The 13,596-nt window shown below is 54.5% G+C and carries 14 protein-coding genes and 3 tRNA genes; all 17 read right to left on the bottom strand.

The window, feature by feature from the left end:
• Nucleotides 1–47: 47 nt before the first annotated feature.
• Nucleotides 48–123, bottom strand: a tRNA-Lys gene (locus NG99_RS18780).
• A 148-nt stretch (nucleotides 124–271) separates the two neighbouring features.
• A tRNA-Lys gene (locus NG99_RS18775) sits at nucleotides 272–347 on the bottom strand.
• Nucleotides 348–439: 92 nt separating this feature from the next.
• Nucleotides 440–515 (bottom strand) — tRNA-Lys (locus NG99_RS18770).
• 164 nt (nucleotides 516–679) lie between these two features.
• On the bottom strand, nucleotides 680–1,498 hold the full coding sequence (gene cpoB / locus NG99_RS18765) for a cell division protein CpoB (RefSeq protein WP_034896225.1): 819 nt from the start codon (nucleotides 1,496–1,498) through the stop codon (nucleotides 680–682).
• 9 nt (nucleotides 1,499–1,507) lie between these two features.
• Complete coding sequence (gene pal, locus NG99_RS18760) at nucleotides 1,508–2,026, bottom strand: peptidoglycan-associated lipoprotein Pal (protein ID WP_034896222.1); 519 nt, start codon at nucleotides 2,024–2,026, stop codon at nucleotides 1,508–1,510.
• A 44-nt stretch (nucleotides 2,027–2,070) separates the two neighbouring features.
• Nucleotides 2,071–3,363 (bottom strand): Tol-Pal system beta propeller repeat protein TolB, encoded by a 1,293-nt coding sequence (gene tolB, locus NG99_RS18755; protein WP_034896220.1) that lies wholly within the window; start codon nucleotides 3,361–3,363, stop codon nucleotides 2,071–2,073.
• Between the two features lie 121 nt (nucleotides 3,364–3,484).
• The gene (gene tolA / locus NG99_RS18750; protein ID WP_034896217.1) at nucleotides 3,485–4,690 is read right to left on the bottom strand and encodes a cell envelope integrity protein TolA; all 1,206 of its coding nucleotides are present in this window, start codon (nucleotides 4,688–4,690) and stop codon (nucleotides 3,485–3,487) included.
• Between the two features lie 28 nt (nucleotides 4,691–4,718).
• Entirely contained in the window at nucleotides 4,719–5,150 is a 432-nt protein-coding gene (gene tolR, locus NG99_RS18745) for a colicin uptake protein TolR (protein ID WP_034896214.1), read from the bottom strand.
• 14 nt (nucleotides 5,151–5,164) lie between these two features.
• Nucleotides 5,165–5,851: a Tol-Pal system protein TolQ gene (gene tolQ / locus NG99_RS18740; protein ID WP_034896212.1), complete on the bottom strand. Its 687-nt coding sequence runs from the start codon at nucleotides 5,849–5,851 to the stop codon at nucleotides 5,165–5,167.
• Nucleotides 5,848–6,252, bottom strand: a complete 405-nt coding sequence (ybgC, locus tag NG99_RS18735; RefSeq protein WP_034896208.1) for a tol-pal system-associated acyl-CoA thioesterase — start codon at nucleotides 6,250–6,252, stop codon at nucleotides 5,848–5,850. Before ybgC ends, tolQ begins: the two co-directional genes overlap by 4 nt.
• A 214-nt stretch (nucleotides 6,253–6,466) precedes the next feature.
• Nucleotides 6,467–6,760 (bottom strand): cyd operon protein YbgE, encoded by a 294-nt coding sequence (ybgE, locus tag NG99_RS18730; protein WP_034896204.1) that lies wholly within the window; start codon nucleotides 6,758–6,760, stop codon nucleotides 6,467–6,469.
• Nucleotides 6,760–6,870, bottom strand: a complete 111-nt coding sequence (cydX, locus tag NG99_RS28370) for a cytochrome bd-I oxidase subunit CydX (RefSeq protein WP_072017617.1) — start codon at nucleotides 6,868–6,870, stop codon at nucleotides 6,760–6,762. The genes ybgE and cydX overlap by 1 nt, the downstream gene beginning before the upstream one ends.
• Before the next feature lie 14 nt (nucleotides 6,871–6,884).
• A complete protein-coding gene (gene cydB, locus NG99_RS18725; RefSeq protein ID WP_034896201.1) occupies nucleotides 6,885–8,024 on the bottom strand; it encodes a cytochrome d ubiquinol oxidase subunit II in 1,140 nt (379 codons plus the stop codon).
• Nucleotides 8,021–9,604, bottom strand: coding sequence for a cytochrome ubiquinol oxidase subunit I (cydA, locus tag NG99_RS18720; protein ID WP_034896198.1), 1,584 nt, complete (start codon nucleotides 9,602–9,604; stop codon nucleotides 8,021–8,023). The genes cydB and cydA overlap by 4 nt, the downstream gene beginning before the upstream one ends.
• A gap of 620 nt (nucleotides 9,605–10,224) precedes the next feature.
• Nucleotides 10,225–11,097, bottom strand: coding sequence for a succinate--CoA ligase subunit alpha (gene sucD, locus NG99_RS18715; RefSeq protein WP_034896195.1), 873 nt, complete (start codon nucleotides 11,095–11,097; stop codon nucleotides 10,225–10,227).
• Nucleotides 11,097–12,263 carry an ADP-forming succinate--CoA ligase subunit beta gene (sucC, locus tag NG99_RS18710; protein WP_034896192.1) on the bottom strand — a complete coding sequence of 389 codons (1,167 nt, stop codon included), beginning with the start codon at nucleotides 12,261–12,263 and terminating at the stop codon, nucleotides 11,097–11,099. Before sucC ends, sucD begins: the two co-directional genes overlap by 1 nt.
• Nucleotides 12,264–12,368: 105 nt before the next feature.
• Nucleotides 12,369–13,592, bottom strand: coding sequence for a 2-oxoglutarate dehydrogenase complex dihydrolipoyllysine-residue succinyltransferase (gene odhB, locus NG99_RS18705; protein ID WP_034896189.1), 1,224 nt, complete (start codon nucleotides 13,590–13,592; stop codon nucleotides 12,369–12,371).
• Nucleotides 13,593–13,596 lie beyond the last annotated feature (4 nt).

Below are 13,596 nucleotides of genomic sequence, written 5' to 3'. Positions count from 1 at the left end.
ACGAATCACAGATAGCAAAAAAGCGCCTTTAGGGCGCTCTTCAACATTGGTGGGTCGTGCAGGATTCGAACCTGCGACCAATTGATTAAAAGTCAACTGCTCTACCAACTGAGCTAACGACCCGCATCAAGCGGTAACTGCTTTTCTGTCTGGATAGTGCTGGAGCGTACTGGCTCAAATCATTCACGCTTAACACTGAATGACGGGTTCATTAATGGGGGCGTACAGGTTCAAATCCTTTACGATTCGCACTGCATGACTGATTCATTAATGGTGGGTCGTGCAGGATTCGAACCTGCGACCAATTGATTAAAAGTCAACTGCTCTACCAACTGAGCTAACGACCCGCATCGAGCGGTAACTGCTTTACTATCTGGTTAGTGGTGGGGCGTGCAGGTTCAAATCCTTTACGCTTAACACTGCTGACTACTTTAGTTAGTGGTGGGTCGTGCAGGATTCGAACCTGCGACCAATTGATTAAAAGTCAACTGCTCTACCAACTGAGCTAACGACCCACTTTTGCGCTGTCAGAACCTTTTCATATATGTCCCGGCAACGGCGGCATATATTACTGATTTACCGATTCAGCGCAACCACTATTTTTAGATAACCCGTTCAACTGTCTACCTTTCGTCCGTCTGGGCCAGAAATGCGACGATATCTGCTCAAAGGCTGCCACTTACAGCGCGGCAGCGCGTTTTGCAGCACTTTTCGCCGCGTCGGTGTTCGGATAAAGTTTGGTCACCTGCTGGTAAACGGCTTTCGCTTTCGCTGTATCGCCCTTCTCCTGCATGATCACGCCCACCTTATACAACGCATCGGCACTCTTCGGGGATTTCGGGTAATTTTTGACCACGGTGGCAAAGTAATACGCCGCGTCGTCCTTTTTGCCTTTGTTGTAATTCAACTGCCCCAGCCAGTAGTTAGCATTCGGCTGATAGGTTGAATCCGGATACTTCTTCACAAAGGCCTGGAAAGCCGTAATAGCCTGTTCGTTCTGCTTTTTCTGCAGAACCAGCGCAACTGCCGCGTTATAATCCGTATTGGCATCCCCGCTTTGCACCGGCGCCGCAGAAGCACCAGAACCTGCGCTGTCGCCGTTCGCGGCATTATCGGCTGCTGCCCCACCTGCAGCCGCTGCGGCATCACCAGATGCCCCCTGAGCCGCCGCGCTGGCATTGCCGCCGCCGCTGCTCAGCGTATCAAGCTGCTGGTAGATGTTTTTCTGACGCTCAGTGACCTGATTCAGCTGATACTGATTTTCCTGAATCTGTCCGCGGAGTGAGTCGATATCGCGCTGCGTGTCGGAGAGCTGCTGCTGGAGTTGCTGAAGAAGCTGTCCCTGAGCATTGGAAATACGCTCAAGAGTGGTGACGCGGTCTTCGACCGAGCCTGAGCCAACGTTACTGATTGACGCCTCGGCATTAGCGGCCCAGGGGGCCGCTACGCCAATCAGTAACGACAGACCCACTGCGTGAAGTCTGAAGTTACTAATCATGTGATTCTCTTAGTATACCAGCACGGCACGACGGTTTTTAGCATAGGCTGATTCGTCGTGACCCAGTACAGCTGGCTTCTCTTTACCGTAAGAAACGATAGAGATCTGGTCAGCAGAAACACCTTTACCCTGCAGGTACATTTTCACAGCAGAAGCACGACGTTCGCCCAGGGCGATGTTGTACTCTGGCGTACCGCGCTCATCCGCATGACCTTCAACAGTCACTTTGTAAGATGGGTTGTTACGCAGGAAAGTTGCGTGAGCATCCAGCATCTGTGCGAACTCAGACTGGATGTCATACTTGTCCAGACCGAAGTAAACGATGTTGTTTTTCTGCAGTTCCTGCATTTGCAGGCGAGCCTGCTCATCAGAGGACATGTTACCGCTGTTCATGCCGCTGTTTGCGCCGTCGCCCATACCGTTACCGCTGGTCTGGTCGTTGTTATTGTTTTTGTGTGAGCTACAAGCAGCCACTGCGATTACTGGCAGTGCCAGCATTAAGCCTTTAAGCACTTTGTTCAGTTGCATTTCTACAATCCTATTATTGTTTGCCATACATATTTACACATGCATCACAGATACGGCGACCAGGCAGGGAATTTGACCTGTCCATCAGTTGCCGGAAGACGCGCTTTGAAACGCCCATCGGTCGAAACCAGCTGCAATATGGATCCCATCCCCTGAGTAGAGCTGTAGATTACCATGGTGCCGTTTGGCGCGAGGCTTGGCGTTTCATCCAGGAACGTGTCCGTTAATTGTTGAACGGCTCCCGTTTCCAGATCCTGTCTGGCGACGTGTTGCGCACCGCCATTGGTGCTAATCATCACCAGTGATTTACCATCAGAGCTTACATCCGCATCCTGATTCTGAGAACCTTCCCAGGTCAGACGCTGTGGCGCACCGCCACCTGCACTGATTTTATAAATTTGTGGACGGCCCGCCTGGTCGGAGGTATAGGCCAGGCTCTGGCTGTCCGGGAACCAGGTCGGTTCAGTACTGTTATAACGCCCGTCGGTCAGTTGACGAATCTGACCAGACCCCAGGTCCATCACGTACAGGTTCAGACTGCCCGTTTTAGACAGCGCGAAGGCCAGCTTGCTGCCGTCCGGGGAGAAAGAAGGCGCACCGTTGTGACGCGGGAAAGAAGCAACCTGTTTGATTGCGCCGTTCGCCAGAGTCTGAATAACCAGCGCCGACTTGCCGCTCTCGAAGGTGACGTAAGCCAGCTTGCTGCCGTCCTTCGACCAGGCCGGAGACATCAGCGGCTGCGGGGAACGGTGAACGGTGTTCTGGTTGTAACCATCGTAGTCAGAGACGCGCAGTTCGTACGGGAACTGGCCGCCGTTGGTCTGCACCACGTACGCAATGCGGGTACGGAACGCGCCTTTAATACCGGTTAGCTTCTCAAACGCTTCGTCACTGGCGGTATGAGCCGCATAGCGTAACCACTGTTTGGTTACTTTATACTGGTTCTGCGCCAAAATAGCACCCGGATTACCGGAGGTATCTACCAGTTGATAAGAAACCAGGTAGCTGCCATCAGCGCCAGGCTGTACCTGCCCAACCACTACAGCATCGATGCCCAGCGCGGTCCAGGCAGCAGGCTGCACTTCGGCGGCGGTTGTTGGCTGCTGCGGCAGACGTGCGCGATCCAGCGGATTGAATTTACCACTGTTACGTAAGTCGGCAGCAACAATGCCGCCAATATCTTCAGGAGCGGCGCCCGGACCATCCCATTTGAATGGCAACACGCCGATAGGACGTGCGGTGTTCACCCCCTGGGTAATTTCAATGCGAACTTCTGCATGTGCCACGGCGACAAACAGCAGTAAAAAACTCATTGCTACACGAAATGCCTGCTTCATCTTTTCTCCCTTATCTGAACGCGACGTCCACGATAATTAGCAGTGTTCGAACGAACCAATAATGCATCTATAGAGTACGGCATGTAGACCTTAGTTCAACATGCCGGATGTTACCGAATTCTTATGGCTTGAATTCTAACGTTGCATCTTTCACCGCCTGATAAATCTCTGCACTAGGTGGTTTCGGAATCCTTGCCATACGGGCGGCGTTGATCGCGGCCTGGCATAGCGCAGGATCGCCACCTGACTGCACGGCGGAGATTAACAGCCCGTCCGGCGCCAGCTTGATGCGAACATCACAGGTTCTGCCTTTAAACGTATCCGAGTCATAAAATTTACTCTGGATCGCGCCCTGAACCTGCCCAAGGTAGCTGTCAATCGCCGCCCCGGAGGCGCCTGATTTCTTCTGGTTTCCCTGCCCTGCTGCTGCGCCACCGGATTTACCCTGCTTAGGCGCGTTCTTGCCAGAGCTGAGGCCTCCCAGTAAATCGTCAACATCGCTGGTTTCTTTAGCGGCATCCGCCGCCGCTTTTTTCTTCGCATCTGCGGCAGCTTTGGCTTTAGCCGCCGCGTCGGCCTTCGCCTTCGCGCTGGCTTCCGCTTTGGCTTTGGCCTCTTCCGCTGCCTTCGCTTTCGCATCGGCGGCAGCCTGCGCCTTCGCTTCCTGCGCCGCTTTCACCTTAGCGGCTTCGGCTGCGGCCTGTTTGGCTTCGGCATCGGCCTGCTTTTTGGCCTCCGCAGCCACTTTTTTAGCCTCGGCTTCGGCTTTTTTCTGCGCATCTGCCGCCGCCTGTTTGGCTTCGGCTTCCGCTTTTTTCTGCGCCTGCGCCGCAGACTTAGCCTGCGCGTCAGCCTCGGCTTTAGCATCGGCCTTGGCCTTAGCGGCGGCGACTTCAGCCTGCTTTTGCTGCTCCTGCGCCTGCTTAGCCGCTTCCTGGGCTTTTTTCTGCTCTGCCGCCTGTTCGGCCGCCTGCTGCTTCGCGTCCTGCTGCGCCTGCAAACGCTCCTTTTCCATCTCTTTCAACTGCTGCTGCTGAGCGGCCTGCTTCTGCTGAAGCTCCTCAGCCTGCTGCTGAGCCTGTTTTTTACGCTGCTGTTCGGCTCGCTTGCTGTCGCTTTGCTGATTTTGCTGTCGGTTATACTGATCGACAACCGCGCCCGGATCGACCATGACGGCATCGATATCACCTCCGCCGCCGCCGCTGCTGGCGTCGATGTGTTCGTCAAACGAGCTCCAGATCAGTAACGCAATCAAAATGATATGCAGGATGACTGAAAAGATAATCGCTCGTTTTAACTTATCGTTTTGCTCGGTTACCTTCGACACTCTCGATTCCCAAAACGGTTCGAATAAATTAAATCGGCTGCGTCATTAATCCGACAGACTTCACGCCGGCCTGATGCAATAAGTTGAGCGCCTTAATGATCTCGTCGTAAGGCACGTCTTTCGCTCCGCCGATCAGGAATACCGTCTTCGGATTCGCTTCAATACGGCGCTGGGCTTCGGCCACGACCTGCTCAGGCGGCAGTTGCTCCATCCGGTCGTGATCGACCACCAGGCTGTACTGACCCACGCCCGCCACTTCGACAATCACCGGCGGATTATCGTCGCTGGATACAGTTTTTGAATCTGTTGCGTCCGGCAAATCCACTTCCACGCTCTGGGTGATAATCGGTGCGGTTGCCATGAAAATCAGCAACAGCACCAGCAGCACGTCAAGCAGGGGAACAATGTTGATCTCGGACTTCATGTCACGGCGCCCGCCGCGACCACGAATTCTGGCCATGCGTACCTCAGCTGTTACTTGGTGTTCTCGCTGGAGAACGCCTGACGATGCAGAATAGCCGTGAACTCTTCCATAAAGTTATCGTAATTCTGTTCCAGCTTATTCACGCGCTGATTCAGGCGGTTGTAAGCCATTACGGCTGGGATAGCGGCGAACAGGCCGATCGCGGTGGCGATCAGCGCTTCGGCGATACCCGGCGCCACCATTTGCAGCGTGGCCTGCTTCACTGCGCCCAGCGCGATAAAGGCGTGCATAATGCCCCATACCGTACCGAACAGGCCGATATAAGGGCTGATGGAGCCGACAGTTCCCAGGAAAGGAATGTGCGTCTCTAATGCTTCCAGCTCACGGTTCATCGAAATGCGCATCGCGCGCGTCGCCCCTTCAACCACCGCTTCCGGCGCGTGGCTGTTAGCGCGGTGCAGCCGGGCAAATTCTTTAAAACCCGCATAGAAAATTTGTTCTGAGCCGCCCAGTTCATCGCGACGGGCCTGGCTTTCCTGATACAGACGAGACAGTTCGATCCCCGACCAGAACTTGTCTTCAAATGCATCAGCTTCACGCCCGGCGGCATTCAGGATGCGCGTGCGTTGAATAATGATTGCCCATGAGGCGATAGAAAAACCAATCAAAATCAACATGATAAGTTTGACCAGAAGGCTAGCCTTCAGGAACAAATCAAGAATGTTCATGTCAGTCACTGCTTGAACTCCGCGACAATAGACTTGGGAAGCGCAATCGGCTTCATTAGATGTGGATTAATGCAGGCAATCAGCACTTCCGCTTCGTTCAGCGTCCGTCCCTCTGCATTCACAATACGTTGTGCGAAAGTCATCGTCGTTCTGGTCATACTGATGACCTCGCTCTGCACTTCCAGAAGATCGTCAAGGCGTGCAGGTGCAAGGTAATCGACCGTGATCCGACGCACGACAAACGCGACCTGCTGTTCCAGCAGCGCCTGTTGCGTAAAATGGTGCTGACGCAGCATTTCAGTTCGTGCCCGTTCATAAAAAGCGACATAGCTGGCGTGATAAACCACACCACCGGCATCGGTGTCTTCGTAATAAACACGAACCGGCCATCGAAACAGCGTTGTACTCACTCTACATCCCGGTAATACTTTTAAACGTTGCTACTATACGCAAGAGCAAACGCCTTTGGAATGGATTGCCAGAGGGTAGAGAAAATAATTATCGTTTGGAAACAACTCGGAAGGTTTAAGGATAATTCTTAGACATTTATTGACACAAACAGACCTTAAAAAGGCTTTCTGTTGGCTTTGTCGGTAAGGCGGAGAGGACCTCCGCCAGGAATAGTCAGAAAAAGAAGAAGTACAGGCCGGCGATCAGCACACACCAGGCAGGAAGCGGAGAGAAAAAAGCCTGCCAGCGCAGCCGATGAGGCCGAAAACCAACGCCGTGGATAACGCCAGTACAGACGGCCCACATCATCAGCAATCCCTGCCAGATCTCCAGCGAGCTGCTGTTAGCCGCGAACCGCTTTGGCTCCCAGAACATACAGCCCGCCAGCAGCAGGGCCATCAGCAAAGAAAGAGCCCTTAACGGGCTCTTGTCCATCCACTGATAGAGGCGTGAAATCCCCTGCCCCATCACGATTTTTCTTTCGCTTCGCTTTCTTCAATATGCTCCAGCGCCAGCGCGGTAATCACGCCAAAGGCGCAGGCCAGCAGCGTGCCGAGGATCCAGGCAAAATACCACATTGTTCAGCTCCTTATTAATAGAGAGAATGGGTGTTGCTTTCAATCTGCTCTTTGGTCAGACGACCGAACATTTTGTAGTAACACCAGGTTGTGTACGCCAGGATAATTGGCACGAATATGATGGCGGCAACGGTCATGATCTTCAGCGTCAGCAGGCTTGAAGTGGAATCCCACATAGTCAGGCTCATGCCTGGCACCGTGCTGGAAGGCATGATGAACGGGAACATAGCCACGCCCGCCGTGAGGATCACGCAGGCCAGCGTCAGCGAAGAGAACACAAACGCCCACGCGCCTTTTTCCATCCGCGAACAAAGGATCGTCAGCAGCGGCAGGACTACGCCCAGTGCCGGGATGGCCCACAGGATTGGCGTCTGGTTAAAGTTGACCAGCCAGGCACCGGCCTCACGGGTAACTTCCTTGCCCAGCGGGTTCGACGCCGCATTGTGATCCAGCACGCTGGTGACAACATAACCATCAATGCCGTAGACCAACCACACGCCAGCCAGCACAAAGCACACCATCATCACCAGCGAAGAGATCTGAGCCGCGGCGCGGGTGCGAACGTGAAGATCGCCTACCGTACGCATTTGCAGGTAGGTCGCTCCCTGGGTCAGAATCATCGTCAGGCTGACAATACCGGCCAGCAGCGCGAACGGGTTCAGCAGCTGGAAGAAGTTGCCGGTGTAGAACAGGCGCAGATATTCATCCATATGGAAAGGCACGCCCTGCAACAGGTTGCCGAAGGCCACGCCGATCACCAGCGGCGAGACAAAGCTGCCGATGAAGATCGCCCAGTCCCACATGCCGCGCCAGCGCATATCTTCAATCTTGGAACGGTAGTCGAAGCCGATCGGACGGAAGAACAGCGAGGCCAGCACCAGCACCATCGCTACATAAAAGCCGGAGAACGCGGCGGCATACACGGTTGGCCACGCAGCAAACAGCGCCCCGCCAGCGGTGATCAGCCATACCTGGTTACCGTCCCAGTGCGGCGCGATGCTGTTGATCATAATACGGCGCTCGGTATCGGTGCGGCCCAGAATACGGGTCAGCATCCCCACGCCCATATCGAATCCGTCGGCCACGGCGAAACCAATCAGCAGCACGCCAATCAGCACCCACCAGACGAAACGCAACAGTTCATAAGTGATCATTGAAGGGCTCCTGTCTTCACGTCGCGAGCAGCAATGCTGGATTGTTCATAGTGATAGCGTCCGGTCTTCAGGCTGCTTGGCCCAAGGCGCGCGAATTTGAACATCAGATACATTTCGGCCACCAGGAACAGCGTGTACAGCCCGCAGATCAGCAGCATTGAGAACAGCAGATCGCCTGCGGTCAGCGAGGAGTTCGCTACCGCCGTTGGCAGCACCTCACCAATCGCCCACGGCTGACGGCCATACTCGGCAACAAACCAGCCGGACTCAATCGCAATCCACGGCAGAGGAATCCCGTACAGCGCGCATTTCAGCAGGAAGGTATTTTTGCCGATGCGGTTGCGAATGACCGTCCAGAACGAACAGCCGATGATCAGTAGCATCAGTACGCCAGCGCCCACCATGATACGGAAGGAGAAATAGAGCGGAGCGACGCGCGGGATCGAGTCTTTCGTTGCCTGCTGGATTTGCGCTTCGCTGGCATCCGCCACGTTTGGCGTGTAGCGCTTAAGCAGCAGTCCGTAGCCGAGGTCCTTTTTAACGCCGTTGAATTCACTACGAAGAGCAGGATCTTTGTTGCCCGAGCGCAGCTGTTCCAGCAGGGTGTAAGCCTTCATGCCGTTGCGGATGCGCACTTCATGCTGGCCCATCAGATCTTTGAGGCCGGTTACCTGCTGATCCACCGAACGGGTGGCGATCAGCCCCAGCGCCCACGGGATCTGGATAGCGTATTTATTTTCCTGCGCTTCCTGATCGGGAATGCCGAACAGCGTAAAGGCCGCCGGTGCCGGCTGAGTTTCCCATTCGGCTTCAATCGCTGCCAGCTTGGTTTTCTGCACGTCGCCGATCTCATAACCAGACTCATCGCCCAGCACAATTACCGAGAGAATAGCCGCCATGCCAAAGCTGGCCGCAATGGCAAACGAGCGTTTAGCAAAGGCCAGATCGCGCCCGCGCAGAAGGTAGTAGGAGCTGATACCGAGGATAAATATTGCGCCGCAGGTATAGCCCGAGGCGACGGTGTGAACGAATTTAACCTGCGCAACCGGGTTGAAGATCAGCTCGGAGAAGCTGACCATTTCCATCCGCATGGTTTCGAAGTTGAAATCCGAGGCGACCGGATTCTGCATCCAGCCGTTCGCCACCAGAATCCACAGCGCGGAGAGGTTTGAGCCCAGCGCCACCAGCCAGGTCACCGCCATGTGCTGAACTTTACCCAGGCGATCCCAGCCAAAGAAGAACAGCCCGACAAAGGTGGATTCGAGGAAGAACGCCATCAGGCCTTCAATGGCCAATGGTGCGCCAAAGATATCCCCGACGTAGTGAGAGTAGTAGGACCAGTTAGTTCCGAACTGGAACTCCATAGTCAGCCCGGTAGCCACGCCCAGCGCAAAGTTAATACCAAATAACTTGCCCCAGAACTTGGTCATATCTTTATAGATTTGCTTGCCGGACAGCACATACACCGTTTCCATGATCGCCAGCAAAAACGCCATACCCAGCGTTAACGGGACAAACAGGAAATGGTACATAGCGGTCAGAGCAAACTGTAAGCGCGACAGTTCGACAATATCCAACATCTTGACTCCTTGCTCCTCACTCGAGGGTGGTGACACAGTAAGAGCGGCCGGAGGGCCGTGAAACAGGTCAGTACCAGTATCTTTTTAGTAAATACAATCCACGTCGACGTCTAAAAACAACAATGACAGTCGAATTAAACGTTAGAAATTAACAAATATAACAAAATATCAAACTTAACCAGCGCATTCGCCATGCCGTTATACACCGTTGAAACACAACAAATTGTGATGCTACATCTGGTTTAATTATTCAGATCAAAATCTTTTGGAATTTGATAGAAACGGCAGTATTGATGTAGAGCAATTTAATCGAAAAACGCTTTTTTTATCCAGCGTTAACAATTGCTATAGATCGCAATTTCTTGATCTAAATTAAAGTTTATTAAGCTACTAATGTGGTAGATGAGTATGTTTGTTAATTTATTGTATTAATCGGAGTTTTGATTGAAATAATAAAGTAATAAATGCTGGTAAAATTTAACTGCGCAGGCTACCCCCTAATCTTAGTCAGGTTTTTCAGCTTTGTCTGGTGGCGTGGCCGATCTGCCTCATTTTTTTTGTTCGACGCATAAAAAAGGCCACCCGAAGGCGGCCAGTAAAGGTCTGTCAGACACAGCTTATTATTGAGGCAAAATCGCTTTTACCGCGTCGCCAATGTCAGCAAGGCTACGAACCGTTTTCACTCCTGCCGCTTCCAGCGCCGCAAACTTCTCGTCTGCCGTACCTTTGCCGCCAGCGATGATCGCGCCAGCGTGACCCATACGCTTGCCTTTCGGCGCGGTCACGCCAGCGATGTAACCCACCACCGGCTTGGTCACATGCTCTTTGATAAAGGCGGCGGCTTCTTCTTCAGCGCTGCCGCCGATTTCGCCGATCATCACGATCGCTTCGGTCTGCGGATCTTCCTGGAACAGCTTCAGGATATCGATAAAGTTAGAGCCAGGGATCGGGTCGCCGCCGATACCCACGCAGGTAGACTGGCCGTAGCCGATGTCGGTGGTCTGCTTAACGGCTTCATAAGTCAGCGTACCGGAACGGGAGACGATGCCGATACGGCCCGGCTGATGAATATGGCCTGGCATGATGCCGATTTTGCATTCGCCCGGGGTGATAACGCCAGGGCAGTTCGGGCCAATCATGCGCACGCCAGCTTCATCCAGCTTCACCTTCACGGTCAGCATATCCAGCGTTGGAATACCTTCGGTGATGGTGATAATCAGTTTGATACCGGCGTCGATCGCTTCCAGAATCCCATCTTTACAGAAAGGAGCCGGAACGTAGATCACCGAGGCGGTCGCGCCTGTCGCTTCTACGGCTTCACGAACGGTATTGAATACCGGCAGACCCAGATGCTCGGTGCCGCCTTTACCCGGAGTGACGCCGCCAACCAGCTGCGTGCCATAGGCCAGCGCCTGTTCGGAGTGGAATGTCCCCTGCCCGCCGGTGAAGCCCTGGCAGATGACTTTGGTGTTTTTATCGATCAAAATAGACATTATTTCCCCTCCGCTGCGGCCACAACGCGCTGCGCTGCGTCACTCAGGCTGGTTGCTGCAATGATATTTAAACCGCTGTCCGCCAGTTTTTTGGCGCCCAACTCGGCATTGTTCCCTTCCAGACGCACCACAACCGGCACGCTGACACCCACTTCTGCCACCGCGCCGATGATGCCATCAGCAATCAGGTCGCAGCGCACGATGCCGCCGAAGATGTTCACAAATACCGCTTTCACCGCGTCATCAGACAGGATGATTTTGAAGGCTTCCGTAACGCGCTCTTTGGTTGCGCCGCCGCCAACGTCGAGGAAGTTGGCAGGCTGTCCGCCGCTCAGCTTCACGATGTCCATGGTGCCCATTGCCAGGCCTGCGCCGTTAACCATACAGCCGATGTTCCCTTCCAGCGCCACATAGTTCAGTTCCCACTGCGCAGCGTGCGCTTCACGGGAGTCTTCCTGGCTTGGGTCGCGCATTTCGCGCAGCTCTGGCTGGCGGAACAGGGCATTGCCATCGGCGCCCAGCTTGCCGTCCAGGCAAATCAGATCGCCCTGTTTGGTGATCACCAGCGGGTTAATCTCAACCAGCGCCAGGTCACGCTCAAGGAACAGATTCGCGAGGCCCATAAAGATTTTGGTGAACTGACCAACCTGCTTGCCGGTCAGGCCCAGCTTAAAGGCCAGCTCGCGGCCCTGATAAGGCTGCGGTCCGGTCAGCGGATCGAGCGCCATTTTATGAATCAGGTGCGGGGTTTCTTCCGCCACTTTTTCAATTTCCACGCCGCCTTCCGTCGAGGCCATAAACACCACGCGGCGAGAAGCACGGTCAACAACCGCGCCCAGGTAAAGCTCTTGATCGATGTCGGTTGCCGCTTCAACCAGAATCTGGTTTACCGGCTGACCGCCTGCGTCAGTCTGATAGGTGACCAGGCGTTTGCCCAGCCAGTGCTCGGCGAAAGCGCGGATATCTTCTTTGCTGTTCACCACTTTCACACCGCCCGCTTTGCCGCGGCCTCCGGCATGAACCTGACATTTCACTACCCACGGGCCGGCGCCAATCTTTGAGGCGGCTTCTTCTGCTTCGCGTGGCGTGGTGCAGGCATAACCGGTTGGTGCCGGTAAACCATACCGCGCGAACAACTGTTTTGCCTGATATTCGTGTAAGTTCATGATGTTCTATCCATTCAGGTCGGAAAAAACTTGGCCCGGTCAGGCGGGTTGCCAGGACCGGCCACACATAGGGTGGATGCGACGCTAAGCCGCATCCAACAGGGATTAAACGTCCAGCAGCAGCCTTGACGGATCTTCCAGCAGATCTTTGATCGCCACCAGATAGCTGACGGATTCTTTACCGTCGATCAGCCGGTGATCGTAAGAGAGCGCCAGATACATCATCGGCTGGATCACTACCTGACCATTGACCGCCATCGGACGATCTTTGATCGCGTGCATACCAAGAATCGCGCTCTGCGGCGGGTTGATGATCGGCGTGGACATCAGCGAGCCAAACACGCCGCCATTGGTAATGGTGAAGTTACCGCCGGTCAGTTCGTCAACGGTCAGCTTGCCGTCGCGGCCTTTTACCGCCAGCTCTTTGATTTTCTTCTCAATGTCGGCCATACCCAGCGCATCGACATCTTTCAGCACTGGCGTTACCAGCCCACGCGGGGTGGAAACGGCGATGCTGACGTCAAAGTAATTGTGGTAGACAACGTCTTCACCGTCGATCGACGCGTTAACTTCAGGGAAGCGTTTCAGCGCTTCAACCACCGCTTTCAGATAGAAGGACATGAAGCCCAGACGCACGCCGTGACGCTTTTCAAACGCTTCGCCATACTGCTTGCGCAGGTTCATGATCGGCTGCATGTTGACTTCGTTAAAGGTAGTCAGCATGGCGGTGCTGTTTTTCGCTTCCAGCAGGCGCTCGGCGATGCGTTTACGCAGGCGGGTCATCGGGACGCGCTTCTCGCTGCGGCCAGCCAGTGCAGGCGCAGGAGAGGCTGAAGCCGCCGCCGGCGCTTTAGCCGCTGCCGCTTCCGGTTTCTTCGCCAGATGCTTTTCCACATCTTCGCGAGTTAACCGTCCGCCGACGCCGGTGCCTTTGATGGCCGCCGCATCGAGATTGTGTTCAGCAATCAGGCGACGAATTGCCGGGCTGAGCGCATCGTTGCTCTCTTCTTCAAGCGAGGCGTTCTGACGCTGAGCCGGAGTTGACTCTTTCTCTTCCGGCTTGGCAGAGCTGACCTTGCCGGTGCTGTTCCCCTCTTTCAGGCGACCCAGCGCCTGACGAGAAGTGACCGTTGCGCCTTCATCTTCCAGGATAGCTTCCAGCACGCCGTCGGCTGAGGCTGGCACTTCCAGGATCACTTTGTCGGTTTCGATCTCTACCAGCACTTCGTCGCGCTGGACAGAGTCACCTGGTTTTTTGTGCCAGGTTGCCACGGTGGCATCGGCAACGGACTCAGGCAGGTCGGGAACGATGATATCTACGCTACTCATTATT

Origin of the sequence: Erwinia typographi (assembly GCF_000773975.1) — a bacterium.
GTDB lineage: Bacteria > Pseudomonadota > Gammaproteobacteria > Enterobacterales > Enterobacteriaceae > Erwinia > Erwinia typographi.
This window is presented reverse-complemented; position numbering and strand designations above follow the sequence as displayed.

Coding starts and splice junctions, on each gene's coding strand:
- cydX (WP_072017617.1), bottom strand. CDS start 6,870: ATGTGGTATTTTGCCTGGATCCTCGGCACGCTGCTGGCCTGCGCCTTT.
- tolR (WP_034896214.1), bottom strand. CDS start 5,150: ATGGCCAGAATTCGTGGTCGCGGCGGGCGCCGTGACATGAAGTCCGAG.
- tolB (WP_034896220.1), bottom strand. CDS start 3,363: ATGAAGCAGGCATTTCGTGTAGCAATGAGTTTTTTACTGCTGTTTGTC.
- odhB (WP_034896189.1), bottom strand. CDS start 13,592: ATGAGTAGCGTAGATATCATCGTTCCCGACCTGCCTGAGTCCGTTGCC.
- sucD (WP_034896195.1), bottom strand. CDS start 11,097: ATGTCTATTTTGATCGATAAAAACACCAAAGTCATCTGCCAGGGCTTC.
- sucC (WP_034896192.1), bottom strand. CDS start 12,263: ATGAACTTACACGAATATCAGGCAAAACAGTTGTTCGCGCGGTATGGT.
- ybgE (WP_034896204.1), bottom strand. CDS start 6,760: ATGGGGCAGGGGATTTCACGCCTCTATCAGTGGATGGACAAGAGCCCG.
- cydB (WP_034896201.1), bottom strand. CDS start 8,024: ATGATCACTTATGAACTGTTGCGTTTCGTCTGGTGGGTGCTGATTGGC.
- pal (WP_034896222.1), bottom strand. CDS start 2,026: ATGCAACTGAACAAAGTGCTTAAAGGCTTAATGCTGGCACTGCCAGTA.
- cpoB (WP_034896225.1), bottom strand. CDS start 1,498: ATGATTAGTAACTTCAGACTTCACGCAGTGGGTCTGTCGTTACTGATT.
- cydA (WP_034896198.1), bottom strand. CDS start 9,604: ATGTTGGATATTGTCGAACTGTCGCGCTTACAGTTTGCTCTGACCGCT.